21 protein-coding genes and 1 other RNA gene are annotated in these 26939 nt (G+C 33.1%); all 22 read right to left on the bottom strand.

What is annotated here, in order from left to right:
* Positions 1-9: 9 nt before the first annotated feature.
* Complete coding sequence (locus tag CUL_RS0102455) at positions 10-1665, bottom strand: PucR family transcriptional regulator (protein ID WP_025640391.1); 1656 nt, start codon at positions 1663-1665, stop codon at positions 10-12.
* Between the two features lie 389 nt (positions 1666-2054).
* Positions 2055-3419, bottom strand: coding sequence for a GntP family permease (locus CUL_RS0102450; protein ID WP_025640390.1), 1365 nt, complete (start codon positions 3417-3419; stop codon positions 2055-2057).
* 553 nt (positions 3420-3972) lie between these two features.
* Positions 3973-4320 (bottom strand): cupin domain-containing protein, encoded by a 348-nt coding sequence (locus CUL_RS0102445; protein ID WP_005585150.1) that lies wholly within the window; start codon positions 4318-4320, stop codon positions 3973-3975.
* Between the two features lie 167 nt (positions 4321-4487).
* On the bottom strand, positions 4488-5549 hold the full coding sequence (locus CUL_RS0102440; RefSeq protein WP_025640389.1) for a pyridoxal-phosphate-dependent aminotransferase family protein: 1062 nt from the start codon (positions 5547-5549) through the stop codon (positions 4488-4490).
* 275 nt (positions 5550-5824) lie between these two features.
* Entirely contained in the window at positions 5825-6610 is a 786-nt protein-coding gene (locus CUL_RS0102435; protein WP_025640388.1) for an IclR family transcriptional regulator, read from the bottom strand.
* 272 nt (positions 6611-6882) lie between these two features.
* Positions 6883-7386 carry a gamma carbonic anhydrase family protein gene (locus tag CUL_RS0102430; protein ID WP_005585153.1) on the bottom strand — a complete coding sequence of 168 codons (504 nt, stop codon included), beginning with the start codon at positions 7384-7386 and terminating at the stop codon, positions 6883-6885.
* A 178-nt stretch (positions 7387-7564) separates the two neighbouring features.
* The gene (locus CUL_RS0102425; protein ID WP_025640387.1) at positions 7565-8461 is read right to left on the bottom strand and encodes a DMT family transporter; all 897 of its coding nucleotides are present in this window, start codon (positions 8459-8461) and stop codon (positions 7565-7567) included.
* Between the two features lie 140 nt (positions 8462-8601).
* On the bottom strand, positions 8602-9108 hold the full coding sequence (locus CUL_RS0102420) for a nitroreductase family protein (RefSeq protein ID WP_005585155.1): 507 nt from the start codon (positions 9106-9108) through the stop codon (positions 8602-8604).
* Between the two features lie 933 nt (positions 9109-10041).
* Positions 10042-10370, bottom strand: a transfer-messenger RNA (tmRNA) gene (ssrA, locus tag CUL_RS18235).
* 278 nt (positions 10371-10648) lie between these two features.
* Complete coding sequence (gene smpB, locus CUL_RS0102410) at positions 10649-11113, bottom strand: SsrA-binding protein SmpB (RefSeq protein ID WP_005585160.1); 465 nt, start codon at positions 11111-11113, stop codon at positions 10649-10651.
* Positions 11114-11239: 126 nt separating this feature from the next.
* Positions 11240-13351 carry a ribonuclease R gene (rnr, locus tag CUL_RS0102405; protein WP_025640386.1) on the bottom strand — a complete coding sequence of 704 codons (2112 nt, stop codon included), beginning with the start codon at positions 13349-13351 and terminating at the stop codon, positions 11240-11242.
* A gap of 44 nt (positions 13352-13395) precedes the next feature.
* Complete coding sequence (locus tag CUL_RS0102400; protein ID WP_005585163.1) at positions 13396-14580, bottom strand: D-alanine--D-alanine ligase family protein; 1185 nt, start codon at positions 14578-14580, stop codon at positions 13396-13398.
* 18 nt (positions 14581-14598) lie between these two features.
* Complete coding sequence (locus tag CUL_RS0102395; protein WP_236616417.1) at positions 14599-16257, bottom strand: UDP-N-acetylmuramoyl-tripeptide--D-alanyl-D-alanine ligase; 1659 nt, start codon at positions 16255-16257, stop codon at positions 14599-14601.
* A gap of 50 nt (positions 16258-16307) precedes the next feature.
* Positions 16308-17069: an alpha/beta fold hydrolase gene (locus CUL_RS0102390; protein WP_025640384.1), complete on the bottom strand. Its 762-nt coding sequence runs from the start codon at positions 17067-17069 to the stop codon at positions 16308-16310.
* A 253-nt stretch (positions 17070-17322) separates the two neighbouring features.
* On the bottom strand, positions 17323-19335 hold the full coding sequence (locus CUL_RS0102385; protein ID WP_005585166.1) for a sodium-translocating pyrophosphatase: 2013 nt from the start codon (positions 19333-19335) through the stop codon (positions 17323-17325).
* A gap of 22 nt (positions 19336-19357) precedes the next feature.
* Positions 19358-19585, bottom strand: a complete 228-nt coding sequence (gene secG, locus CUL_RS0102380) for a preprotein translocase subunit SecG (protein WP_005585167.1) — start codon at positions 19583-19585, stop codon at positions 19358-19360.
* A gap of 245 nt (positions 19586-19830) precedes the next feature.
* Entirely contained in the window at positions 19831-21123 is a 1293-nt protein-coding gene (gene eno / locus CUL_RS0102375) for a phosphopyruvate hydratase (protein WP_025640383.1), read from the bottom strand.
* Between the two features lie 44 nt (positions 21124-21167).
* Positions 21168-22703: a 2,3-bisphosphoglycerate-independent phosphoglycerate mutase gene (gene gpmI, locus CUL_RS0102370; protein ID WP_025640382.1), complete on the bottom strand. Its 1536-nt coding sequence runs from the start codon at positions 22701-22703 to the stop codon at positions 21168-21170.
* A gap of 15 nt (positions 22704-22718) precedes the next feature.
* Entirely contained in the window at positions 22719-23465 is a 747-nt protein-coding gene (tpiA, locus tag CUL_RS0102365; RefSeq protein ID WP_025640381.1) for a triose-phosphate isomerase, read from the bottom strand.
* Positions 23466-23477: 12 nt separating this feature from the next.
* Positions 23478-24671 (bottom strand): phosphoglycerate kinase, encoded by a 1194-nt coding sequence (locus tag CUL_RS0102360; protein WP_025640380.1) that lies wholly within the window; start codon positions 24669-24671, stop codon positions 23478-23480.
* Positions 24672-24798: 127 nt separating this feature from the next.
* Positions 24799-25803, bottom strand: a complete 1005-nt coding sequence (gene gap / locus CUL_RS0102355) for a type I glyceraldehyde-3-phosphate dehydrogenase (protein WP_005585173.1) — start codon at positions 25801-25803, stop codon at positions 24799-24801.
* Positions 25804-25840: 37 nt separating this feature from the next.
* Positions 25841-26875, bottom strand: a complete 1035-nt coding sequence (locus CUL_RS0102350; RefSeq protein ID WP_025640379.1) for a sugar-binding transcriptional regulator — start codon at positions 26873-26875, stop codon at positions 25841-25843.
* Positions 26876-26939 lie beyond the last annotated feature (64 nt).

Here is a 26939-nt window from a genome sequence, read left to right as displayed (position 1 = left end):
ACCCTTACCTTAGTTTATTATTCTCATAATCTTTAATCCTACTTCTATTTCTAGCATTTTTTGCCTGTCTTCCATATCTAAATTCGTTATCTCTTTAATTCTATTTAACCTATATAATACTGTTTTATAATGAACAAACAATTCTTCGGCAGTTTTAACAGCATTTAAATTACAATTTAAATACATTTCTAGAGTGCTTATTAATTCATTGTTTTTATCTTCATCATATTCATAAAGTTTTAGTAAACTTGGATGGACAAATTCTTTTAACTTATCCCTATCATCATAGCTACAAAGTAGTTTATATATGCCCAATTCATCAAAAGTAATGATAGAGCCTTCACCAAATATTCTTTGACCATGATTTACTGCATCTACAGCTTCCGAATAACTTCCTTGTAGTTCCGTTGGATCTTCTGCAAATCCACCAATTCCTATAGTAATAGATATATTGCCTATTTCATCAGTAACAATACTTTTAATTTCTTCTCCAAATCTCTTAATCCTCTTATACGTTAGGTTCAGCTCTTCCCTTTTATCTACAGGCCATAACAAAATAATATTATCTCCCCTATTATGCAATATATGATCAGTAGTATAATAATAGGAAATCCTATCAATTATCTTTTTAATTCTCTCTCTTAGCTGATGTAAACCTTCAGTAATATCTTTCTGATTGCTAATGTATCCATTATATTGACTAATGTATAGCAAAATCACAACAAATTGTCTTTCCAAATTCCATCCTAATATATTGCTTCTATTGTAAATATTCTCAATGGAATCAAATCTGCCATTTAATAGATCGTCCATCAAGTCTCCTTTATATTTCAATTCTACCTCTGTAATAGCTACATCCTTTAACATCTCAAATCTTAAAGCAGTGGCAGCGCTCTCTAAAGCAATAAAACACATATCTTCAATTTTATTATTTAATTCGATAATACCTATATAGGCCTTAATCTGGTCTAAAACCTCTATGGGCTCAGTAATCATAAGATAATTAGATTTGCTATTATTAGGTAGTTTTATCTCTAAATTGTAAATAGGATAGTTATCTTTTACTAGTTGTTTTAAATTTTCTGCTTGAATATTTATATCTTTATATTTTTCATCATTCCAAGCTATTGGATTAAATTCATTATCAAATATTATGACTGGATTTTTAACTAGTTCTTCTAAAGTCTGGGCAATACTAGGCGTTCCTTTCATCCTTAAGGTTATATCGGTAAACTTCTCATGACAATCTTTATAATAATTTAGTCGATTTACTTGATCATTGAAAATCTCAGCCATTACTGGATACATAATATCTATGTATTTAACATCTCCAGGTATCTCTATAATTGGAAAATCTAATTGATTTCCTAATTCAACTATTTCTTTTGGTATTTCAGATAAAAATCTAGATGTCTTTATTATTAAAGCAGCTGCATTTTTTTCACTTAATTTCTTTACCATACTTTTTTGTATATCTAATTCCTTGTCTATGGAATAAAAACTAGTTAATAACAATTCGCCACCTTTAATCCAATTAGCTATATCTGGAGCCTCAATTATTGTAATGCCTTCTACATAAATATCCCTATTTTTAATCGTTCCGGCTACTAATTTCGAACTGTGAAAACAAGACATATTCATCAAATCGTCAAGTAAAACACCCATAATTTCACATCCCTTTTATACCTACTTTAATCATTGACTAAGTATAGGTTAACATATCAATAATCATTTCCGCAATATTTTTATAAATTGACTACTCTATTTGATATATAAATCAAACAATTTTTTCTATATTTAATACCTACATCTGTTATTATAAAAAACTTCTATCGAAGCATTATAAATAAACCTTTTTTGAAACTCATGTAGGTCAAGTTCTTTTTAGTTAATTTAGTTAATATATACGTAAGTGAAAACTTTCCCATTCGTTATAAAAAGCTTCCTTGTTGTAAATAGGAAGCTTTTTATAGTTTGTGAACTATTAGATGTATAAGGCAGGGGATATTTTATCTAATAGCAAGATTATAAACAATTTTAATTTAGTAATACAATTAAACGTGGATGAACAAAGACATAATAAAGACTACCACCATTGCAGCAAGACTGCCAATCGCAGTTCCTACAGAAACTAGTTCATAACCTTCGCTCATTGGCAGGTCATCGTTAGCTTTTAGAACAACCCAAAAATGACTAGCATTTGCATGGTAGAAGAAAGATGAACCTGCTGCAATTGTCAGTGTTGCAATAACTGGCGATAACCCTAAGGAAGGCATTAAAGGAAGAATGATTGCAGAGCCAGTTATCAATGATACAGTTGCAGAACCATTTGAAACTGACAATAGCAGAGAAACAAGGTAGGGTACAAATATTGCTGAAAGCCCAGTCTGTGCAATCAAGTTTCCAAGATAAGTACCAACTCCAGATGCCTTTAGGACTGCACCAAAAGCACCTGCTGCGCCAGTAGCCAAAATAATAAACCCAGATCTGTCTACAGAATCATCAAACCATTTATAGCATTGATCTAAGGTTAAACGATCTCCACCCATCATCAAAGCAATTATTACACCCATAAATAGTGCAAAAATTGGGTGACCTATAAAACCTAAATAAGGTAGAATAGGAGATCCTGGGTCCATAAGTAAAGAACCAAAAGAATTAACACAGATTAAAATTACTGGTACCAAAATACTGCTAAATGCTAAAAAAGCACTAGGTAATGGCTGTCCGTCTGGGCTAGTTAAGGTGAACTCATCATCTAAAGCTGCTTCTACTCCTGCCACCTTTGCAGGTTCAGGATATTTATTAGTCATATATTTGCTGCCACACCACATAGTAGCTGCTGCTGTATAGGCGGCTGAAGTTACGAGTCCCAATATTATTAATAGACCAAGATCAGCTCCTAATGTGCCCGCTGCAGCAAGAGGACCAGGAGTAGGAGGTACCATAGTGTGAGTTGCCATAATACCTGCGTTTAACGCACCTAGTAGGGCCACTAATGGTACACCACTGCGAGCCGATAATGCACGAGCTACTGGAGACATGATAACGATTGCAGAATCGCTAAATACGGGAATGGAGACTAAATAACCTGACAAGCCCATAGCTAATTTAGAATTCTTCTTTCCAACAAACTTTAATATAGTATTAGCAAGTACCAATGCACCACCCGTATCCTCTAGTATTACACCTATTGCGGTACCTAGTATAATTACAATACCAATATTGCCAATAGTACTGCCAAAACCACCAGTTACAACGGAAAACACTTCCTCTATCGGGAATCCAAAACCGAGAGCTCCTACTACAGCTACGATAATTAAAGTGAAGACAGGATGAATCTTAAATTTCATGATCATAATTATTAAGGCAATGAGACAAGCAACCATAATAATCAAAGAACTAAAACCAGCTTCCATAATAGCAACCTCCTTTTAATATGGTTTTTACACTTTTATATCAGGTTTAATACAAAACCTGATGCCACCAATAAAATTATACTTATCCCTCCTTTCAGAAACTTCTAGTAACAAATATTAATAAGGAAACTATAAAACTAAATTATAGTTCCTTTTAGCACTTAATAAATACTATGCAAACTTAGTATCCCTTAGTTCTTTTTTATATTCCACATACAAGTAATATTCTTTTTATCCATTAACTATGGACTCTTTCTAAGGTTTATTGCAAATTTACTGAAAGGTATATAAATGAATCTAAAAAGTCTAAACCATATCAAAAGTGTTTTAAATATTGCATTTATGTATTTGTTCAAAATTGTAATCAATTAGTTGATCTAATCTAGGGATTTTCTAAGAATTGTAGTTTTACTATTGGTAAGATTGATTTATTATCATTAAATATATTATAAGTGAGAACTTTCCTATTCGTTATAAAAATAAGGAGCTCAATGGTCATACCATTACGCTCCATATTTCCGTATCTATAACATTAATTAATATTTAAAACTCCTTAGTTATAAAGTATAAGCATAATATATTCTAAGTTTTCTTCACCGATAGCTTCAATGGAATGTGACTCACCATCTCTACATATAGCTAAGTCTCCAGGCTCTAAAACTATTTCTTTGCCATTATCATTATATAATGCTTTTCCTTTTAATATAAAATAAGCCTCTTGATCTCCTACATGAACATGGTATCCTATAGAATTGCCAGGTTCGATAATAGTTTTCCCAAATAATCTCCCTTTGCCTAAAAAATCTTCCATCTCAAAATAATTAACGATGGTTACATAACCCTTGCCATTTTTTAGCCTCTCTACTTTTTCTACTTTATACTCGCCAGATTTTCTTATCACATTATCATTCCTTTCTTATTAGAATTAATATCTTACTTTCCCATTATATAATATTCAACACTTCGGGCAAAACAAAAATGTGATATAAAATAAATCTAACTTTTTAGCACAAAATGATTCCTTTCATATTTTGAAAGGAATCATTTACATTCATTCCATTTTACTATTTAACCTAATTTTGATAATGCTTCAAGAAATCCATCTACATCTTCTTCGTATACATAGCCCATGGTTCCAACTCTAAATACATCATCAGCAATTGGAGCTAATCCACCATTTACTATCACTCCTTGTTCTGCTAGACCTTTAACTATTTCTTTAGCTTTGCCTGGAGCATAGACTGCTGTTAAAGTTCTAGAGGCATATTTATCATCTTTAGGAAATATATCGTATCCAAGTTTTCTAACACCATCTATTATTCGACCTGTATTTTCTATATGTCTCTTATATACATTGTCTAGACCTTCTTCAAAGATCATTTTAAGGGCTTCATCTACAGCAAAAACATTATAAACCGCAGGAGTATTGGGCGTTTGATTAATTTCTTGGAACTTTCTTGCTTTATTTAAATCAAAATAGAACTTTGACAAATTTGATTTTTCTGTAGCCTTCCATGCCTTATCACTTAAGGATATAAAAGATAACCCTGCTGGTACCATAAGTGCTTTTTGTGAACCTGACAATACTATATCAATTTTCCATTCGTCCATTCTCATTTCCAGACCGCCAGCGCCACTTACAGAATCAGTTATTAATAGAGCACCACTTCCTTCTAACGCCTCGCCAAATGCTTTCAAATCATTTGTTACTCCTGTGGAGCTCTCATTGTGTATTACGAATACTCCCTTTGTTTCTGGAGTTACATATTCCATAACTTTATTTACATCTGCCGCCTCTCCTAAATCGAACTCAACCCTAGTAACTTTTAATTGATGTGCCTCAGCCATTGCTGCAAATTGTTCGCTAAAAGTTCCTATTACCGGTACTACAACCTGTTCACCAGAAGAAAAGCAATTTTGAATTGCTGCCTCCATAGCCCCTGTTCCTGATGAGGTTAATATCAAAACTTCATTTTCTGTTCCAAATAACTTTTTCAATCCGTCTCTTATCCTTCGATGTATTTCACAATATTCCTCCGAACGATGAGATATGGATTTTCTATTCATTGCTTTTAAAACCCTTTCAGGTACAGCCGTTGGACCTACCATCATTACTATTTCTTTTTTCATTTTTACCCCTCCATTTTTACCATTGTTAAATATGATTTAATATTGTTAAATATATCATATACCCATCTGATCATATTGTCAAGTATATTTTCCTAAATATAAAAAAGCTCCATTGAAACATTATAAGAAAATCTTTTTAAAACTCATATAGGTCGAATTCCACTTAATTAATAATATTAAGTAAGAATTTTTCTATTCATTATAAAATAATAAAAAAATTTAGGCTGTGTCAAAATAACTTTTGAGTCCTTTTGAGACAGCCTAAATTCTTATATTTAATTTATGGTTTTTAAATAATTAGTAGCTTCTTCTAACACTTGCATTACAATATCTATCCATTTCTTTTTATTTTCTTCAGTAAATCTTGCTGTTGGTCCAGATATGGTAATACAAGCTATTGCATCGTTATTCAAATCAAATACTGGTCCGCCTATACAACTAACTCCTAATTCTCTTTCTTCGTTATCAAAGGCATATCCATTTTTTCTAGTTTCCTCCAATTCCTTAATAAGTTCCTCTTTATTTACTATGGTATTTTCCGTATATTTAGTTAACTCTATTTTATCTAATATAGAATTTCTAATATCCTCTGGCTTATATGCTAATAGTACTTTGCCTCCAGCAGTACAATGTAAAGGAGCTGTTGCTCCTGTAGTAGTAAACATCTTAACCAGCTTATTGCTCTCTTCCTGAGCGATATATACTATTTGGTTGTCATCCATAATAGTTAAATTGGCTGTTTCACCTGTCAGATCTTTCAACTTTTTTAAATAAGGTTTTAATGTAACGGAAATATGATTTTGGCCATATGCTAACATTCCTATTTGCCATAGTTTCAATCCTAAACTATATTTTTTTGTCCTATCATTTTGAACGATTATATTACATTCTTTAAGAGTGTTCAATAGATGGTAGGTAGCACTTACACCATAATTTAATCCATTACTTATTTCAGTCACCCCGACTTCCTTTTCTGAGTAGGCAATATACTCTATTACTTCTATAGCTTTAATAACAGAAGCTATAGTTTTTTTCTCCTTAGTCTTTTTATTATAGTCCATTATCATACCCTCCAAAACATTATTATTTCAATTGCAAAGTAAATATTGATATTTAAAGCTAGGTAGGGATTATGCTTATTTACTAATTAAACACTTTTACTATTAGTAATTAAAATTTAGCCTCGTTAAACAATTTTATCCCTTTTAGTTAGAAAAGTCAATCAAATATTGGGTTAAACTATCCATTACAGGCCATTATAATCATTTATAGTATTGCAGGTAATTTAAAAGCCTTGATTAGAATCGCTATCTAATCAAGGCTTTTAATATTCCTATTCTTTATGTTTTTTATATAGTCTATTGTATCTTAAAGCATTTTTCCTAATCGCCTCAATTTCCTCATCGGTGACTTGTCTCACAACCCTGCCTGGAACACCCATTACCAAGGTATTAGGTGGTATATTTTTCCCTTCTGTTACTACAGTTCCAGCACCGATTACACAATTCTCTCCTATAACTGCTCTATTCATAATAATAGCACCCATTCCTATTAAACAATTATCTCCTACAGTACAGCCATGAACTATCGCATTATGCCCTACTACAGTATAATCTCCTACCTTAGTAGGTATATCTGTTTCCGTATGAACAGTTACATTGTCCTGAATATTTGAAAACTTACCTATAGTAATGTTTTCAATATCCCCTCTTAGAACAGCACCATACCAAATACTAGTACCTTCCCCAATGTTTACATCTCCTATAACCAAAGCAGTATCTGCTATAAAGGTATCCTTATGAATATTTGGTTCTATGCCTTTAAGTTTTTTAATCATACGCTATTCTCCTTTTCATATGTTATTGCTTTTCTTAATATTTGATATTATAGCAATATTATAGCAAAATTCTATCTTTTGGCAAATGAATTGGTATCTTTATATTTTTATATATTAAATAATACCCATTGGGAGGAAAATTATTGGAAAATTTTCTGCTAATATATGAACTTTTCTTCTAAATAAATAGTATCCCCACACCTATTACCGAAATTATCGCTCCCAATATCTCTTTTGGCTTTACTTTTTCTTTAAAAATTAAAATGGAAAAAGGTATTATTGTTACAGGCATTATTGAAGTTATAGTAGATGAAATACCTGCACTAGTATATTTTAATGATACAAGGGATAGAGTTACCCCTATAAAGGGGCCAAAAAAGGACCCTATGGCTATAACTCCCATCGCTTTTTTGTTTTTAAATGCAATTTTCAGGTCTCCAAATTTTTTTGCTATAATAAATAAAATAGTGAAACTGATAAACCCTGAAATTATGCGTATTTGAGTAGCAGCCAAAGGATTATAATCTCCCATCCCTTTCTTGCTACATATAAGTCCTAAAGCTTGTCCAAAAGCTCCTAAAAAAGCATATATTAACCCTTTTTCTGAATAAGTTATCTTCACTTTACTTTCACCTGTTTCTTTATTTAAAATTACTATAGCTATTCCAATAATTGTAATAATCATACCTAATAAACTAATTAATTCTAGTCTTTCACCTAAAAAAACAAACCCAAGAAAAGCTGAAATTGGTGGACTGGATGCCATTATCAGTAATGATATTCTAGAACCTACTTCTACGTAAGATTGAAATAAGAATAAATCCCCTAAAAAGAAACCAATGAACCCGGAAACCATTAACCAGGCCCAATTATTCTTAGTAGCATCTAAGGGCAACAACATGCCTCTAGAAAAAAAAGAGTATGTACTAATAAAAATGAATCCTAAAATTAATCTTATATAATTAACGGATAAAGACCCTACTTTTTTCCCCGCACTCTCAAAAGTAATTCCTGATATAGTCCAACACAAAGCTGTTCCTAAGGCAGCTAATTCTCCTAAGTTTTGTTGAATCATTCTTTTCCACCACTTTCTAATTATATTCATTAAAATATACTATACTACTTTATCTTTTTGTTGTAAATATACAAAAATAAAACAATAGAAACCTTAAGAATTTCATTAAGGTCTATTGTTTTATCATTCCCTTTTATACCTTAGTATTTATCATAACTTATTATTTCATCAAGTTGTTTTCTAGGTCTTGGGGCAGGTGATTCATTAGGATATCCTAAAGGTGTTATTGCTACTACCCTTATTCCTTCTGGAATACCTAGTACTTCCTTTACTTTATTCTCATCATAACTACCTAACCAACAAGTACCCAACCCTTGTTCGTAAGCTTCTAATATCATATAAGCCGTTGCAATAGACAAGTCTACTGTATATCTTGGTTGTCCACCCCTCATAATACTTTCTACTTCTGTACCACAGCAAACTAAAATAATTGGAGCTTCTCCAACGAAAGGCTGGCCTATGGCTTCAGTAAGTTTCATTCTAGTTTCCGATTTTTTTACAACTATAAATCTCCACTCCTGTCTATTCTTTGCAGAAGGTGAAAGTCTAGCTGCCTCTAAAACCTTTAACAACTTTTCCTCTTCAACAGGTTTGTTGCTATACTTTCTTATACTTCTTCTACCTTTTATAGCTGATAAAACGTCCATTATATATACCCCCTATAATAATATTATACTTGTCTATATTGTATCAAAAAATTAAGGAAATTCATAAATGGGTATATTAATATCTATTGTACAAAGATATTAACAACTTTATTCTAGTTTCGATAAAAAGTAAAGGATACTCTTAAAGTGCCTTTAAATTGAAATAATCCAATGCTTCATTACATTTTGTTAATATTATATTATATAGGATAGTCGAAGGGATGATAAGTATGGATGCAAATTTAACAGAAATTATTTTTCTTATGGATAGAAGTGGACCCATGGCTGGCCTTGAAGATGATACCATTGGTGGATTTAATGCTTTTATTGATAAGCAAAAACGATAGTAGATGTAAATCGTAGATTAGCAAAAACAAATGAAGATGAAAAACCAGACCAACTGGAAAAGAAGCTAATAATATTGGAATTGACAAGAATAATGCCTATAGCTTTGAAGCTTCAGAAACTGGTGTTGAATACATGTATGATATTGTGCATAATAGTGTATCGGAAATAAACCCTCAGTATCATTCCCTATAAAAACTCTAGCGTGCAATCGCTAGAGTTTTTACTATCTAATAAAATTTCTCCAAGAGATTAAATTTTTTCAGTTCATCCGTAATTTACACCTCTGTTATTGTCCTCCCTAAATATGTATGGTGGAGGCGGTGGGACATGTTATCCAATAGTTTCCTAATGGCACTGACTATATCTTGGACTTTTCATAAAGTCCTCTGGCGTATTATGGAAGTATATTATTGTTCTTACCTTCCATCCTAGTACTGCATATCATTTAGACTTAGCAGCCTATGAGTCGATACAGGGCTGTTGGATTTCTCCACATACCCCTCGGTATTAGCATAGGTAACTCCCTTAGCCTTCACCGATTAAGCCAGATTTTCACCTATGGATCACTCCATAGGGCGACTCCTTTGAATCGAACCCACGTCCGAAAATATTTCCACAAGAGTTTCTCCGAGTGCAGCCAGTAATTTGAGATTCCCTCCACTAGACTCCTACTGACAGGATTCTAGCTTCAGTAGCTTCATAGATTCCGTTCCCTACTCAAAGCTTTGTAAGGCTCGGTTCCCCACTGAGTTGGCGCCCTATCCCAAGGCGTGGGATTCTCGGGTAGGACGTGCTGCTTTAATTAAGCAGCAAATGCGTAATCTTCGTTTGCGTTTAATTTAAGTTGCCACTTTTAACGTTGTTTGGCGACAACGACTCGCTACTCCTGCTTCCACATCCCCGTCGAAACCTTTTCGCCCCCATGCTTTAAAGCAAGACCCTTTATATAGATTCAAGATGACATTTTTATGCCTTATTTTGGTGCACTACTAATTATAGCAAAATATTGATATTATGTCAATGTGTCAAATTTTCAAACGTTGTAAAGGTAGTAAATCATCCTTTGGAACCCTTTAACCTATCCTTCTACCCTATAATTCTGTATTATGAAACGTGAATTTAAGCAGGGTACCAAAATCATGTTTTTTGATTTTTGTACATCGCTTAGTTTCTTTGTCTAGTAAAATTGCCCTTACCTATATTTCTCTGAAGCATGCTGTTGCATCCTTCTTTCTGCATCTCTTCTTGCTATATCCTCTCTCTTATCATACAATTTTTTACCTTTTGCTATTGCCAATTCCACTTTAACTAGTCCATCCCTAATATATACAGTTAGAGGTACCAAAGTATAGCCTTTTTGCATGACCGCTGCAGATAATCTTCTAATCTCTCTTTTATGGAGTAATAATTTTCTTTTCCTAATTGGATCCACATTATAAATATTTCCTTGCTCATAGGGGCTTATATGCATATTGTATATGAATACTTCTCCATTTTCTACAACGGCATAGCTTTCCTTTACATTAATTCTTCCTAGCCTAATAGATTTTACCTCTGTTCCTTTTAAGGCTATTCCTGCTTCTATAGTATCCTCAATAAAATATTCATGTCTTGCCTTTCTATTGGTTGCAACAATTTTTACATTTTCTTTTTTCATATAAATCACCACACTTTTTTGGTCTAGACAATAGTTTATCAACCATTTCTAAGGATGTCAACATTATTTAATACTTGGCATAGATAATAAGATTAGGCAGACAGATAGGTCTGCCCCTACAATTGTTCAGGATAATAGCATAAAATCTACTGTCCGTTTTACTAAGTCAGCTTTTATTACCTTAATCCTTACAGTATCACCTAATTTATATTTCTTTCTGGTAAATTCACCAATAATATAATAGTTATCTTCATCGAATTCATAATAATCATCTAGCATATTACTAAAATGGACTAGTCCCTCTACTGTATTTTCTAATTGGACATACATACCGAAATGGGTTAGGGATGATACAATTCCTTCATAAATATTCCCAATTCTCTTGGACATATACTCTGCCACTTTCAAATCATCTACTGCTCTTTCTGCCTCTTCTGCTGTTCTCTCAGTTATAGATGTGTGTTCTGCTACTTTTGGCAATATGGCTTCCAGTTTAGCTTGTTCTTGAGGATTTAGTTTCCCCTTATAAAAAGATTTTAGTATCCTATGGATTTGCAAATCTGGGTATCTTCTAATAGGGGCAGTATAATGGGAATAATATTTAGCTGCTAAGCCAAAATGTATATCTGGTTCACTACTATATCGAGCTTTCTTTAAGGATCTAAGGAGTAAGGTATTTATCAAAGTTTCTTCTTTCTTTCCTTTTACCTCTTTCGTTAGTCTTTGTAATTCTTTTGGATGGACTTCTTGTGTGCCTTTGATCATATATCCAAAATTGTGGACAAATTTGTTAAAACTATTGATTTTTTCCATATCTGGTTCCTCATGGACCCTATATAAGAAGGGTACCTCTGACCAATACATATATTCAGCAATGGTTTCGTTACACACTAACATAAACTCTTCTATCATCCTATTAGCTATCCTTCTGTCTTCTTTAACAATATCAACAGGCACACCCTCTTCATCCAATATTATCCTAGCTTCTGGAAAATCAAAATCTATACTTCCCCTTCCTTCTCTTCTTTCATATAATATATGGCTCAGTTCCTCCATTAATTTTAAATCTTCTACAATCTTATCTAATTTATCAAAGGCCTTATAGTTATCATTCTCCAATAAATCAGAAACATCATCATAAACAAGTCTTGCTTTACTCCTTATTACTCCTTCTACTATCTCATGGTCTACTACATTACCATTTCTATCTATTTCCATGAATACGGATAGAGTCAATCTATCTACATTTGGATTTAAACTACATATTCCATTTGATAATTCTTTAGGAAGCATAGGAATTACACGGTCGACTAGATATACGCTATTCCCTCTTTTATAAGCCTCTTTATCTAAAGGAGATCTTTCTGGAACATAATGGGAAACATCTGCTATATGGACACCCAAACGATAATTTTCTCCCACCTTTTCAATGGAAACTGCATCATCTAGATCCTTTGCATCTGCACCATCTATGGTAAAGGTGTTTAAATCTTTTAAATCAACTCTATTTTTTATGTCCTCTTCCTTTACCGTCTGTTCTATTCTTTTGGCTTGTTCTTCTACTTTTTCAGGAAATTCTTCAGGTAATTTATACTGTTTTATTATTGAGAGTATATCTACCCCCTTTTCACCTACATAGCCTAATATGTCGATTATTTTCCCCTCAGGATTTCTTCTCTTCTCTGGCCATCTAGTAATTTCCACTACTACCTTTTGATTGGTTTTAGCCCCATTGGCATGGTCCTTTGGTATGAACACATCATAGGCAATCCTTGAATCATCTGGAATTACAAAACCAAAATTTTTACTACTTTCATAGGTTCCCACTAGGGTTTCATTTGCCCTTTCTAATATTCTAATGACTTCTCCTTCATCTTTTCTATCTACTGTCCCTTTGCTAATTATTCGTACTACAACTCTATCCCCATGAATAGCTCCATTCATTTCTTCTGCAGGAATAAATATATCCTCTTTTTCCTTGTCATCGGGCACTAAAAATCCAAACCCTTTTTCATTCCCTTCTAGCCTTCCTACTACCAAATTCATTCTATGGATAAGGCCATAACGGTCATTTCTTGTCTTTATTATAACGCCTTCCTTTTCCATTTCTTCTAATACCTTATAGAAGGCATTTATCTCTTTTCCTTCTAACCCAAATTGAGTAGCTAGTTCTTCTTTAAGCATTGGTTTGTATAGTCTTTCTTCCATAAAGTTAATTATATTGCGTTTTATCCCCATCTCTATCCTCCAGTCTTTTGTACTCTTTCCTTTTTTAAATAAGTTTAAATCCCCTTCACACTACTAGCTTTAGTACCGCCTAAATGAACCTTTTTAAATAAATCTGCTTCATATATATACATATTTTCATTTTTATCTTCATGTACTTTTATTGCTATATTTATCATCTTGTCTATCAATTTATTGAAGGGATAACCTTTCTTTTCCCAGAGATAAAATGCTATTGACCCTGGTAAAGTGTTGATTTCATTTATAAATATTTTACCATTTTCATCTAATAAGAAATCTATTCTAGAATTACCACTACAATCAATGGCCATAAAGGATTCTTTAGCAAGTTCTTCTATTTTTTCTCTTATATCCTCTTCAATATCAGCAGGAATTATTCTTCTACTGCCTTCTTTTCCTGTTCCTTTGGTATTACTCTTTATATATTTGTCCTCAAAGGTCAATATTTCTTCCCATCCTAAGGGTTCTTCGCATAAGGAAACTATAACATCATCATTGTATCCCATTACAGCACAATTGATTTCCCTCGGATTTTCAACAGCTTTTTCAATAATGATCTTTCTATCGTATCTTATAGCTATTTCAACAGCATTAATCAAACTTTCCCTATCTTTTGCTTTTGAAATACCAATGCTAGAACCTAAATTTGCTGGCTTAACAAACAGAGGATATTTTAACTTTTCTTCAACATAGTTAATTGTTTTTTCTTGATTCTCCATCCATTTGGTTCTATAAAACCAGCAATAATCAACGGTAGGCAGGCCACAGGCTTTAAATACTTCTTTCATAAGTATTTTATCCATACCTACAGAGGATGCCAAAACTCCACCACCTACATAGGGTATGTTCATTAATTCAAATAATCCTTGTATAGTTCCATCTTCTCCATTAGTACCATGGATAGTTGGAAATACAATATCTATTTTATCTAATATTTTTCTTCTAAACAATCCAATACTATTTGGATGAAGATATAGGTTGTGGTCATTAGTATTTAATGTTAATACTACCTCTTGTAAATCCTTTAGATTATCATTTTTGAAATTTCCAAAATCCAATAAGCTATTTCCTGTAAACCATTTGCCTTCTTTATCAATATAGATAGGAATTATATCATATTTATCCTTATCTATATTTTCTATTACCTGTAATCCAGTAATTACAGAAACCTCATGTTCTACACTACGTCCACCAAAAATAATAGCAACTTTCTTTTTCACTAAAACTCCCTCCTAAAACTATTCATTATAATTATCGGGCAGATCATTTTCGAACAATATAACATCCTTTGGTCTTGCAATTCTCTGTATTATTTTTGTAGCCTCTTCTAAATTCTTTACAACATATATATTATCTTCATTATATCCCGTTTCCATTAAACCTTCATATATAGGAATAGTTCTTTTTTCTCCTATTAGAATAGTAAAATCACATACCTTACCAATATTAACACCTAGCTCTCTATTAGCTTCTTCCTCCCTTGTACCTAATTCTACCATACCTGGAGTTACTATTATCTTCCTACCTTCTTTAAACTGGGATAGTACATCTAAAGCAGCCTTGGCTCCAATGGGGTTAGAATTAAAGGCATCATCAATTATTATAACTCCTGTTCCAGGATTTATTATATTTAATCTATGGGGAACAGGTTGGATCTTCTTAATCCCCTTCTTAATCTCCTGTAAGTTTAAACCCATAGCTAGGGCGACAGACACTCCTGCTAAAATATTATATATATTATGTTTACCCAATAACTTAGTGGTACATCTTATACTATTACCTTTTTTATCCCTAATGGTAAAAGTAGAACCTATCTCCGATACTTCTACCTCTTCAGCATATACATCTAACTCATCTGGATTGTCTATTCCATAGAGAATCTTTTCTTTGAAGGTTTTATCTGCTAATTTTTTAATATGCTCATCATCGTAATTAAATATGGCTACTCCATCGGTAGGTAATTCCTCTATTAATTCATATTTGGTCTTCATTATATTATCCAAATTTTTAAAGGTTTCCAAATGGGTAGGCCCAATTGATGTAATCACTCCAATTCTAGGTCTAGTCAGTTTTGCTAATTCTTTAATATCACCAATATATCTAGCACCCATTTCTGCAATAAATACCTGATGTTCCTCATTTAATTGATTATTTATGACCATACTTAATCCCATAGGGGTATTATAGCTTTCTGGAGTATTTAATACCCTATATTTTTCATTTAATATGGTTCCAGTTATAAATTTGGTACTAGTTTTCCCAAAGCTTCCTGTTATTCCAACTACATGGAGATCTTCCATAGATCTAATTTTTTCTTGAGCTTGCTGAAAATACCGCATATTTATGTTATTTTCTACAGGTTTAATTATTACATTTGATAAAAATATGGTTTCAGATTGAAAATAGTAAAGAAGGGTGACAATTAACAACATAGTAGGAAAATAAAATAGATTATCGTTTGTTATTTTTGTATAAAATATATAAGCAATTAATACAAGGACAACATTTAATACTAAATTAGTAGCATAAAGCCGTTTTGCCCTGCTTGTAAACACTAAAGGTTTCTTTACTTCTTCATCTTTAGAATTCGAAGTTGGTACGATACAAATTATCCAAAGTATATTATAAAGAATCCAAATAGGTAATCTTATACTCCCATTTCCGTTAAAAAACACAGCTACAATCATAAATAAAATAGTAATTATTAGAATATATATGACATTCTTTTTTAATCTTTCGGTATATGCGTTATTACTTTTTTGTAACCATTTTCTATATTGTTCTTCTTTATAGCCTTCTAATTGCATCATATGTAAAAAAAATTTTGACCTTTTAACAATTAAGTATATCCATATTAATGCTAAAAATAAAATTGTCAATTTAGACAATCTTTCCACCCCCATAATTCCATGACTTTTAGATCCCTTTATTCAATTAGACTATAAGTTTAGTTTAATAAAAAAGCTTTTAAAATTATTGCAAATCGATTAAAATCATCTAAATAGGAATAATGGCCAGTGCCTTCTAGTACAACCAATCCACTATCTGGTATTTCCTTTTCCATTGTTTTGCCCATATATAATGGTGTAGCCATATCCCTATCTCCCCATATCAACAATGTAGGAGATTGTATATCTTTAAGTATTGGCTTTAGGTTCTCATTTACAACTCTAACAAGAATTTTCCTCATTATCCCATCTGCCTCTTTATAATCTGTAGAACCAAATTTTTTATAAAATTTTTCCATCTTCTCATCATCACTTATCCAAAAGAAAAAAGATTTATATATAAATCTTAATATTTTAAAAGTATAAACCTTTAAATAGTATTTAAAACCTCTTTTGGGTATTAATCCAGCACTATTAATTAATACTATTTTGTCCACTATTTCAGGATATTCACTTCCTAATATTATGGATAATTTCCCCCCAAAAGAGTGGCCTATTAATATGGTTTTTTTTATTTCCATAATATCTAAGAATTTTTTTACAATCCTAGCATAATCCTCTGAACCAAATACTTCCTTTGGGATTTCGCTTTCCCCAAATCCTGGTAAGTCTATTGCATAAACCTTGAAATAGGGCTTTAATAAATTGACTATGGATAGGACTGTATTTATATTTGCGCCCCAACCATGGAGCACTAATACATCTTCTCCTTCTCCTTCACATATGTAATTTATTTCTATGTTTTCAACATTTACTTTCATATTAAACCTACCTTTACCGGTTTTTCTGATAATGGGCAGAAGTATATTCTGCTTAACTGGCAGACACATAGATCTTCCCCTACTATAAATAGTATTAACTGTAGCTAGGTGAATATAACATATAAAATAAATATTTTACTGCTAATATTAGATTATATCATAAAAATAGAATAATATAGACAACAATTGCCATAAATAATTTGACGGTTCTTATGGTCTGTCGAGACAAACAATAAGAACCGTCTTAGTCACCTTATTTAAATAGGTTGAATAATATTCCACCGTAGTTTAAGAAAAGTTGTGCAAATACTAAGGATACTATGGTCATAAGCTTAATCAATATATTTAATGAAGGTCCTGAAGTATCTTTGAATGGGTCTCCTACTGTATCTCCCACTACTGCTGCTTTATGAGCTTCACTTCCCTTTCCTCCATGGTTACCTTCTTCAATATATTTCTTAGCGTTATCCCAAGCTCCTCCTGCATTAGCCATGAAAATAGCCATCAATACTCCAGTAACTAATGCTCCTGCCAGTAATCCGCCTAAGGCTTCAGCCCCTAATAATAATCCTACTAATACAGGGACTACTACTGCCATAACCCCTGGAATTACCATTTCCTTCAATGCTGCTTTTGTACTTATATCAACACAGGTACTGTACTCAGGAGTTGCTTTCCCTTCCATTATTCCTGGAATTTCCTTAAACTGTCTCCTTACTTCCTCTATCATACTAAATGCAGCTTTCCCAACTGCTTCCATTGTCATAGCTGAAAATAGGAATGGTAACATTCCACCGATGAACATTCCTGCAATTACCGCTGGTTCAGTTAAATCTATACCACTTAACTCTACTGCTTGGGTATAGGATGCAAATAATGCTAAAGCGGTTAATGCTGCCGAACCTATAGCAAACCCTTTTCCAACTGCAGCTGTTGTATTCCCAACGGAATCTAGTTTGTCTGTAATTTCTCTTACCTCTTCAGGAAGATCGCACATCTCTGCAATTCCACCAGCATTATCTGCTATTGGTCCATAAGCATCTACAGCTATAGTCATGCCTGCTGTAGATAACATTCCAACTGCTGCCAATGCAATACCGTATAGACCTGTAGCAACATCGTTTAATCCACCAGAAACATAGAATGCAATCAAAATACCTATAGCTATAACGATTATTGGTCCACCTGTGGACATCATCCCCACGGATAAACCACCAATAATATTTGTACTAGATCCTGTTTCTGATTCGCTTGCTATTCTCTTTACAGGGTTATAATCCGCTGATGTATAGTATTCAGTAATTCTCGCAATTATTAAACCTACTGCTAAACCTGCTAAAATAGCTACAAAAGGTTGATATGAATCTAATATATTTTTGCTTAATATAAACGCAATAACTACTGTAATTAAAGAGCTTACTAAAGTTCCATTATTTAATGCCTTTTGGGGGTCCTTATCTCCTCTTACAAAATAGACACCGATTATAGATGCTATTATTCCTACTGCCGATAGAGCTAATGCAAATTTAACTCCACCATCACCATAAGCTACTAATCCTAATGTAATTGCAGATATAATAGCGCCTACATAGGATTCAAACAAATCTGCCCCCATACCTGCCACGTCCCCAACATTGTCTCCAACGTTATCTGCTATTACTGCAGGGTTTCGTGGGTCGTCCTCTGGTATTCCTGCTTCTACTTTACCTACTAAATCAGCCCCTACGTCAGCTGCTTTAGTATAAATACCTCCACCTACACGAGCAAATAATGCTATTGATGAGGCCCCTAAACCAAATCCAGTAATTATTGATGGATCGGAGAATAGTATGTATAACACACCTACTCCTAATATTCCTAATCCAACAACGCTCATTCCCATTACTGCTCCACCAGAAAAAGCTACATTTAAAGCTTTATTCATACCTTCTTCCATTGCTGAGTTAGCTGTCCTTACGTTAGCTTTTGTAGCTACCTTCATACCAAAATATCCTGCTAGTACTGAAAAAATTGCCCCCAATAAGAAAGACACTGCTGTTTTCCAATTAATAGCCAATGCTAGTATGATGAAAAGGGCAATTACAAAAATTGATAGTGCATTGTATTCTCTCTTTAAAAAAGCCATAGCTCCTTCCTCTATATAAGAAGCTATTTCTTTCATCCTTTCATTACCAGGACTTACCTTTTCAATAGAATTAGCCTTATAAAGAGCAAATAGTAAAGCTACTATGCCAACTATTGGTGCAGCTATTACTGCAAAGTCCATTTAAACATACCTCCTTATATTATTAAATTGCAGCTAGAACTAATGCTGATATCATAAACACAATTGCTGAAACTGTGGTTATTCTACTAAGCATGGCTTCAAAAGTTCTAAGTCTTGATTTCCCAAAAAGATTTTGACCTCCGCCACCACCAATGGCTCCCAATCCTTCTGATTTGCTTTCTTGTAATAACACGGATACGATTAAAGAAATACTAGATATAAGAAATATTATTGAGAAAAAGATTGTCATATTTGCACCTCCTACATTGAAATTAGAAAAATATACTTTATCATAGCCAGTAAACAAGAATATTTTAACATAGAGCCCTTATAAAATCAATAGTATTAATTATTTCACATAATAAAAGAAAAGCCCCTATGGTAACATTATATAGTAGCTTTTCTTAAAACCCATATAGTTCAATTTCATATGGACTAATAGTTTTAGGGGAGAACTTTCCTATTAGTTATAAAGAAATAGTAAGGCTAGCCTTACTATTTCTTTATATTATAGAATGCTTTCTTTCCTTTGTATTCACTAGCTAATCCAAGAAAATCTTCTATTCTTAACAATTGATTATACTTGGCTACCCTATCAGTCCTTGAAGGGGCACCAGTTTTGATTTGTCCTGCATTAGTTGCAACTACTAAATCTGCTATGGTAGTATCTTCAGTTTCACCTGATCTATGGGATACTACAGCAGTATATCCGTGAACCTTAGCCATTTCAATGGTATTTAGTGTTTCAGTCAAGGTTCCTATTTGATTTAATTTAATTAATACTGAATTGGATACTCCCATATCTATTCCTTTTTCTAAACGTTTAGTGTTGGTTACAAATAAGTCGTCTCCAACTAATTGAATTTTATCCCCTAATCGTTCTGTTAGTTTCTTCCAACCATCCCAATCGTCTTCTGCTAATCCATCTTCTATGGATATAACTGGATACTTTTCTACTAAATCTGCATAATAGTCTATCATCTCGTCTACAGTTAATTCTCTACCTTCACCTTCAAGCTTATAGACTTTTCTCCCTTCATCATACATTTCTGTTGCAGCTACGTCTAAAGCTAAATATACATCTTCTCCTGGCTTATATCCAGCCTTTTCAATAGCTTCTACTATAGTCTTTAAAGCTTCTTCATTACTGGATAGGTTTGGAGCAAAACCACCTTCATCGCCTACAGCTGTATTTAATCCCTTTACCTTTAATACAGAACGTAAATTATGGAATATCTCTGCTCCCATTCTTAATGCTTCTCTAAAGTTTGCTGCTCCAACTGGCATAACCATAAATTCTTGAATATCTACGTTATTATCAGCATGTTCTCCTCCATTTAATATATTCATCATTGGTACAGGAAGAACTTTCGCATTTACTCCACCAATATATTGGTAAAGTGGCATTCCTAACTCATCTGCTGCCGCTCTTGCTACAGCTAAGGAAACACCTAATATAGCATTAGCTCCTAATTTCTCTTTGTTTTCTGTTCCATCTAATTCTATCAATAGATTATCTACCCCTAATTGATCAAATACATCCATACCAATAATCTCATCTGCAATAATATTATTGACATTATCTACTGCGTTCATAACGCCTTTACCTAAATATCTTTTCTTATCTCCATCTCTTAACTCTACAGCTTCAAAAGCTCCTGTACTTGCCCCTGATGGAACTAAGGCTCTGCCATAGGCATCTGATTCAGTCCAAACCTCTACTTCAACTGTAGGATTGCCTCTAGAATCCAGTACTTCTCTTGCATATACATCTGTAATTAAACTCATTATATTCATCTCCCTTATATTCAATATACAATTGATAGTTATTTTTAATTGTTAATTATTAATGATTTCCCCGTCATTTCTTTTGGTTTTTCTAAGCCCATCATTTCTAATAGAGTAGGTGCTAAATCTGCTAGTATTCCCTCTCTTAGTTTAATATCCTTATCACCTACTAGTATTAATGGAACCTTATTAGTAGTATGAGCAGTAATTGGGCTATTATCTTTTTTATCTATTAACAATTCTGCATTGCCATGGTCAGCTGTAATTAAAGCTTTACCACCTTTTTCTACTAATAAATCTACTATTTCCCCAAGACAGCTATCAACAATCTCTACTGCCTTAACTGCTGCCTTTACTACCCCAGTATGTCCAACCATATCAGGATTAGCAAAGTTTAATATAATCAGGTCATATTTATCCATATTCAATCTCTTTAATACTTCATCCTTTAACTCCAGGGCACTCATTTCTGGTTTCAAATCGTAAGTTGCTACCTTTGGTGAAGGGATTAAAACTCGGTCTTCATTTTCATATGGTTCTTCCCTACCACCGTTGAAGAAAAAGGTCACATGTGCGTATTTCTCTGTTTCAGCAATCCTTAATTGATTAAGGCCAAGATTACTCACATATTCACCTAAAGTATTTTCTGGTTTTTCGGTTCTATAAGCAACATTTACATTTCTTATAGTTTTATCATATTCAGTCATAGTTACAAAGAAAGTATCAATTTTCTTATCTCTCTGGAATCCATCAAAGTCTTCATCAACAATAGCTCTAGTTATCTGTCTTGCTCTATCTGGTCTAAAGTTGAAAAAGATAATAGAGTCTCCATTGTCAATGGTAGCTATAGGTTCCTCTTTATCAGTAATTACAGTAGGTACTACAAATTCATCATTTATACCTTCATTATAGGATTTTTCCACTGCTTCTATAGGACAAATATCCTTTTTCCCTTCTCCTAACACCAGGGAATCGTAGGCTAATTTAGTCCTTTCCCATCTTCTATCCCTATCCATAGCATAATATCTTCCAGATACTGTTGCAATTCTTCCTACGCCTATTTTTTCTATCTCTTCTTGTAGCTCTATTAAATGTTGCTTCCCAATAGTAGGGGGTACATCCCTACCGTCAAGGAAAGCATGAATATAGACATCACGAAAATCTTCTTTAGCACATAATTTTAATAGAGCATATAGATGAGAATTATGGCTATGAACTCCTCCATCAGATACTAAACCCATAATATGAAGTTTTGAATGGTTTTTCTTTGCATTTTCTATAGCTTTTAAAAATTCTTCTTTTTTATAAAAATCTCCATCTTCAATGGACTTGGTTATTTTAGTCAACTCCTGATAGATTATCCTTCCAGAACCAATATTTAAATGGCCTACTTCAGAATTTCCCATCTGACCTTCCGGCAATCCTACTGCTAACCCACTAGCTTCTAAACTTGCGTTGGGGTACTTTATTAGTAGTCTATCATAATTTGGCGTATTAGCTAAATATACTGCATTCCCTTCATATTCTTCCCCAATACCCCAGCCATCTAATACTATTAACATTACTGGCTTTTTAGTCATATCTATATCCTCCATTTAATAGTTTACCAATTTCACAAAATCTCCTGCTACTAAACTAGCACCACCAACTAATGCTCCATCTATTTCTTCTTTAGACATTAGTTCTTTTATCGTACTTGGCTTAACACTTCCTCCATATTGAATTCTTACGCTTTCTTTAGTATTTTCATCATATTTATCACCGATGGTTTTTCTTATAAATCCACACATATGGTTAGCATCATCAGAGGAAGCTGTTTTACCTGTTCCTATAGCCCAAATAGGCTCATAAGCGATGACAATATTCTTAATATCTTCTTTGTCAACACCTTCTAATGCTTTTAATACTTGCTCTTTAACAACAATTTCTTCCTTGCCACTTTCCCTTTCTTCTAATGTTTCGCCTACGCAAACTATAGGCTTAATGCCATGCTTTAAAGCTGACTTAATTTTTTTATTAACTGATTCATCTATTTCATTGAAATATTGTCTTCTCTCCGAGTGGCCGATTATACAGTAATCTGTTCCGATCTCCTTTAGCATCAATGGAGAAACTTCCCCAGTATATGCACCACTATCTTCCCAGTGCATGTTTTGTGCAGCTAATTTAATATCTGTTCCTTCCAAAGCCTTTTTGACTTCACTTAAACTGGTAAAAGGAACTGCCACTACCTTTTCTACTTCCTCATCTAATTTATTACTTTTTATACCATCAACTAATGCAAGGGATTCTGAAATAGTATTATTCATCTTCCAGTTTCCCGCAATTATTGGTATCCGCATTGTTTTACCTCCTTACTTATTGTCAATAGCCCCTATTCCTGGCAATGTTTTTCCTTCTAAAAATTCCAAAGAGGCTCCGCCACCTGTTGAAATATGGGTCATATTAGGGGCATATCCAGCTTTCTCAACAGCTGAGGCACTGTCTCCACCACCTACTATTGTAATACCATTTGACTCTGCCATTACCTTTGCTAGGGCCTCAGTTCCTGTTTTGAAATTTTCCATTTCAAATACGCCCATGGGACCATTCCAAATTATTGTCTTAGCTTCCTTAATTTCTTCTGAGAATAGTTTTATGGTTTTTTCTCCTATATCCATTCCCATCATATTTTCTGGAATATTATCTATATTTACAGTTTTAAATTCTGTATCATTACTGAATTCATTTGCTACTACTACATCTATAGGCAATAATATTTTTACATTTTTTTCTTCTGCTTTTTTAAGTAAATCCTTAGCCAAATCTATCTTATCTTCCTCTAATATAGAGTTTCCTATTTCATAACCTTGGGCTTTTAAAAAGGTATAGGCCATGCCTCCACCTATTAATATAGAATCTACCTTATTGAGTAGATTTTCTATTACTCCAATTTTATCCGATACTTTGGCTCCACCTAAAATAGCTACAAAAGGTCTTTCTGGATTTTCCAACGCTTTGCCCATTACGGATATTTCTTTCCCAACTAGATATCCTACTGCTGATGGTAGTTGGTTTGAAAGTCCTACATTTGAAGTGTGGGCTCTATGAGAAGTGCCAAAAGCATCATTTACATAAAGATCTCCAAGGGAAGCCAATTCTTTAGCAAAGCTTTCTTCGTTCTTTTCCTCCTCTTTTCTAAACCTTGTGTTCTCTAGAAGGACTACATCTCCATCCTGCATATTGGAAACTATTTCTTTCACATTTTCGCTTACTACTTTATCGTCTTTTGCAAACATCACTTCTTTATTCAATAGCTCTGTTAATCTTTTGGCAACTGGTTCCAAACTAAATTTAGGATTGGGTTCCCCTTTTGGTCTACCTAAATGGGACATCAATATAACCTTAGCCTTATTATCCATTAAGTATTTAATTGTAGGCAAAGAGCTGGCTATTCTTCTATCATCTGTTATGTTTTTATTATCGTCCATAGGAACGTTAAAATCACATCTAACTAATACCCTTTTTCCTTCTACTTGCAAGTCTTCCAAAGTCTTTTTCGCTAACATAGTATCACCTCTTGGAAAAGTTGTTATATTTATAAACTTCTAATAAATTATATTAAAAAACAAGATTCTTCGCTGCGCTTAGAATAACAATATGACTTTACTCTATACGCTAGCGAAGATTCCTTCATTATTTATTTGCCACTAATTTAACAAGGTCTACAACCCTTGCTGAATATCCCCACTCATTATCATACCATGCAACTACTTTAACCATATTATCTATTACCATAGTTGAAAGTGCGTCAATTGTTGATGAATGTGAATCTCCTTGATAATCTCTGGATACTAATGGCTCTTCTGAATATCCAAGTATTCCTTTCATTTCTCCTTCAGCTGCTTTCTTTAATGCAGCATTTACTTCTTCGACAGTTGTAGCTTTTTCTACTTCAAATGTTACATCTACTATTGAAACTGTAGGCACAGGTACTCTTATTGCAAATCCATTTAATTTACCCTTTAATTCTGGCAATACTAAAGCTACCGCTTTTGCTGCTCCTGTTGTTGTCGGAATCATAGATTCTGCTGCAGCTCTTGCTCTCCTTAAATCCTTATGTCTTTTATCCAATATTTGTTGATCATTAGTATAAGCATGAATTGTTGTCATTAGACCTTTATTGATTCCAAAGTTATCTAGTATAACTTTTGCAGCAGGTGCAAGGCAGTTAGTTGTACAGGATGCATTTGAAATAATATGGTGGTTATCTGGGTCATAGTCTTTTTCATTAACTCCCATTACTATTGTAATATCTTCATTTTTAGCTGGTGCAGTAATAATTACCTTCTTAGCTCCAGCATCTATATGCTTTTGTAACCCTTCCCTATCTCTGAAAGCCCCTGTGGAATCTACTACTAAATCTACCCCTAGTTCTTTCCATGGAATTTCCGCAGGATCTCTATGGGCTACAACTTTTATCTTTTTACCATTGATTATAAATCCATCTTCAACTACTTCTATTGTTCCATTAAACTTTCCATAAAGGGAATCGTATTTAAATAGATGTGCTAAAGTGTTTAAATCACCTGAAGCATTCAGTGCTACTATTTCAAAATCATTTACATTTTCTTCTGCATAGATTCTTAATACATCTCTTCCTATTCTACCAAATCCACTTAGTCCAACTTTCATTGTCATAAGTATTCCTCCTTAAAATTAAATTTTATATTTTAAGCTACATAGTAGCTTTATCAGCTATTTCAATTATTCTTTTAGCTGCTCCCTCATCGGTTATTAAAGTCATATTCTCCCTTAAAGAAGCAACTGATATAATGGCCTCTGCTTTATCTTCTCCACCAGCCACGCCTATTACCTTATCAATTTTCTGGAACCCTTCCAAGGATAAGCCTACGGTTAAGGACTCCCATACATCGTTGCCTTCAATATCAAAATAGTGACCAAAAGCTTCTCCTACAGCTCCATGTTCAATTAATTTTTCAATTTGAGTCATAGGTAGTTGTCTTCTTCTGGCCATAACGTCTGCCCTTCCTATTCCAAAAATTAGTATATTCATATTATCTATTAATTCTATAACTTCCTTTACTTCTGGAATTTTTAACACTGCCTCCAAAGTTATTTTATCTATATTATCAGGTATATGGAGAAGTCTATAACTAGCTTCTAGTTTTTTTGCCAATTTTGCTGCAATACTATTAGATTGAGTTTCTACATCTTTTCCTAATCCACCCCTTGCAGGAGTTACTAAGATATTGTCTGCTACCTTTCCTATAGGCATTTCTTCTGCAATCTGTGCCATAGTTGTACCACCAGTAACCCCTATAATGGAATTCTTTGTAATTAGCTTTTTCAAATATATAGAGCTAGTTTTTCCCATATCTTTTAATACTAAACTATTACCATCAGAATTTCCTGGTACTATAATGATATTTTCTACCTTCAACACCTGTTGCAACCTTTTCTCCAAATTAGAAATTCCTTTTAACTCTCTCATTACATACTTTAAGCTTTCGATTGTGCTTTTTCCCTCTTCTGTTACATACATACCCATACTTTCAATATTCAATAACCCTTGTTCTTTAAGAATATTTACCTCTGTCCTAATAGTTCTTTCTCCCATATTTAGTTTTTGCGAAAGTCCTCTTCTACCAATAGGTTGATTGTAATAAATATTTCGTAAAATATTATATCTTATCTCCAAGATATCAAATATTTCAGGGACTATTTTTTTTTGCAATTTGATTAAATCCATGCGAACACCTCTTATAAGCTTAATCATTCATTAGTATATGATAAATAGCTAATAATAAACAATA

The sequence above is a fragment of the [Clostridium] ultunense DSM 10521 genome (assembly GCF_000511955.1).
Taxonomy (GTDB): domain Bacteria; phylum Bacillota; class Clostridia; order Tissierellales; family Tepidimicrobiaceae; genus Schnuerera; species Schnuerera ultunensis.
This window is presented reverse-complemented; position numbering and strand designations above follow the sequence as displayed.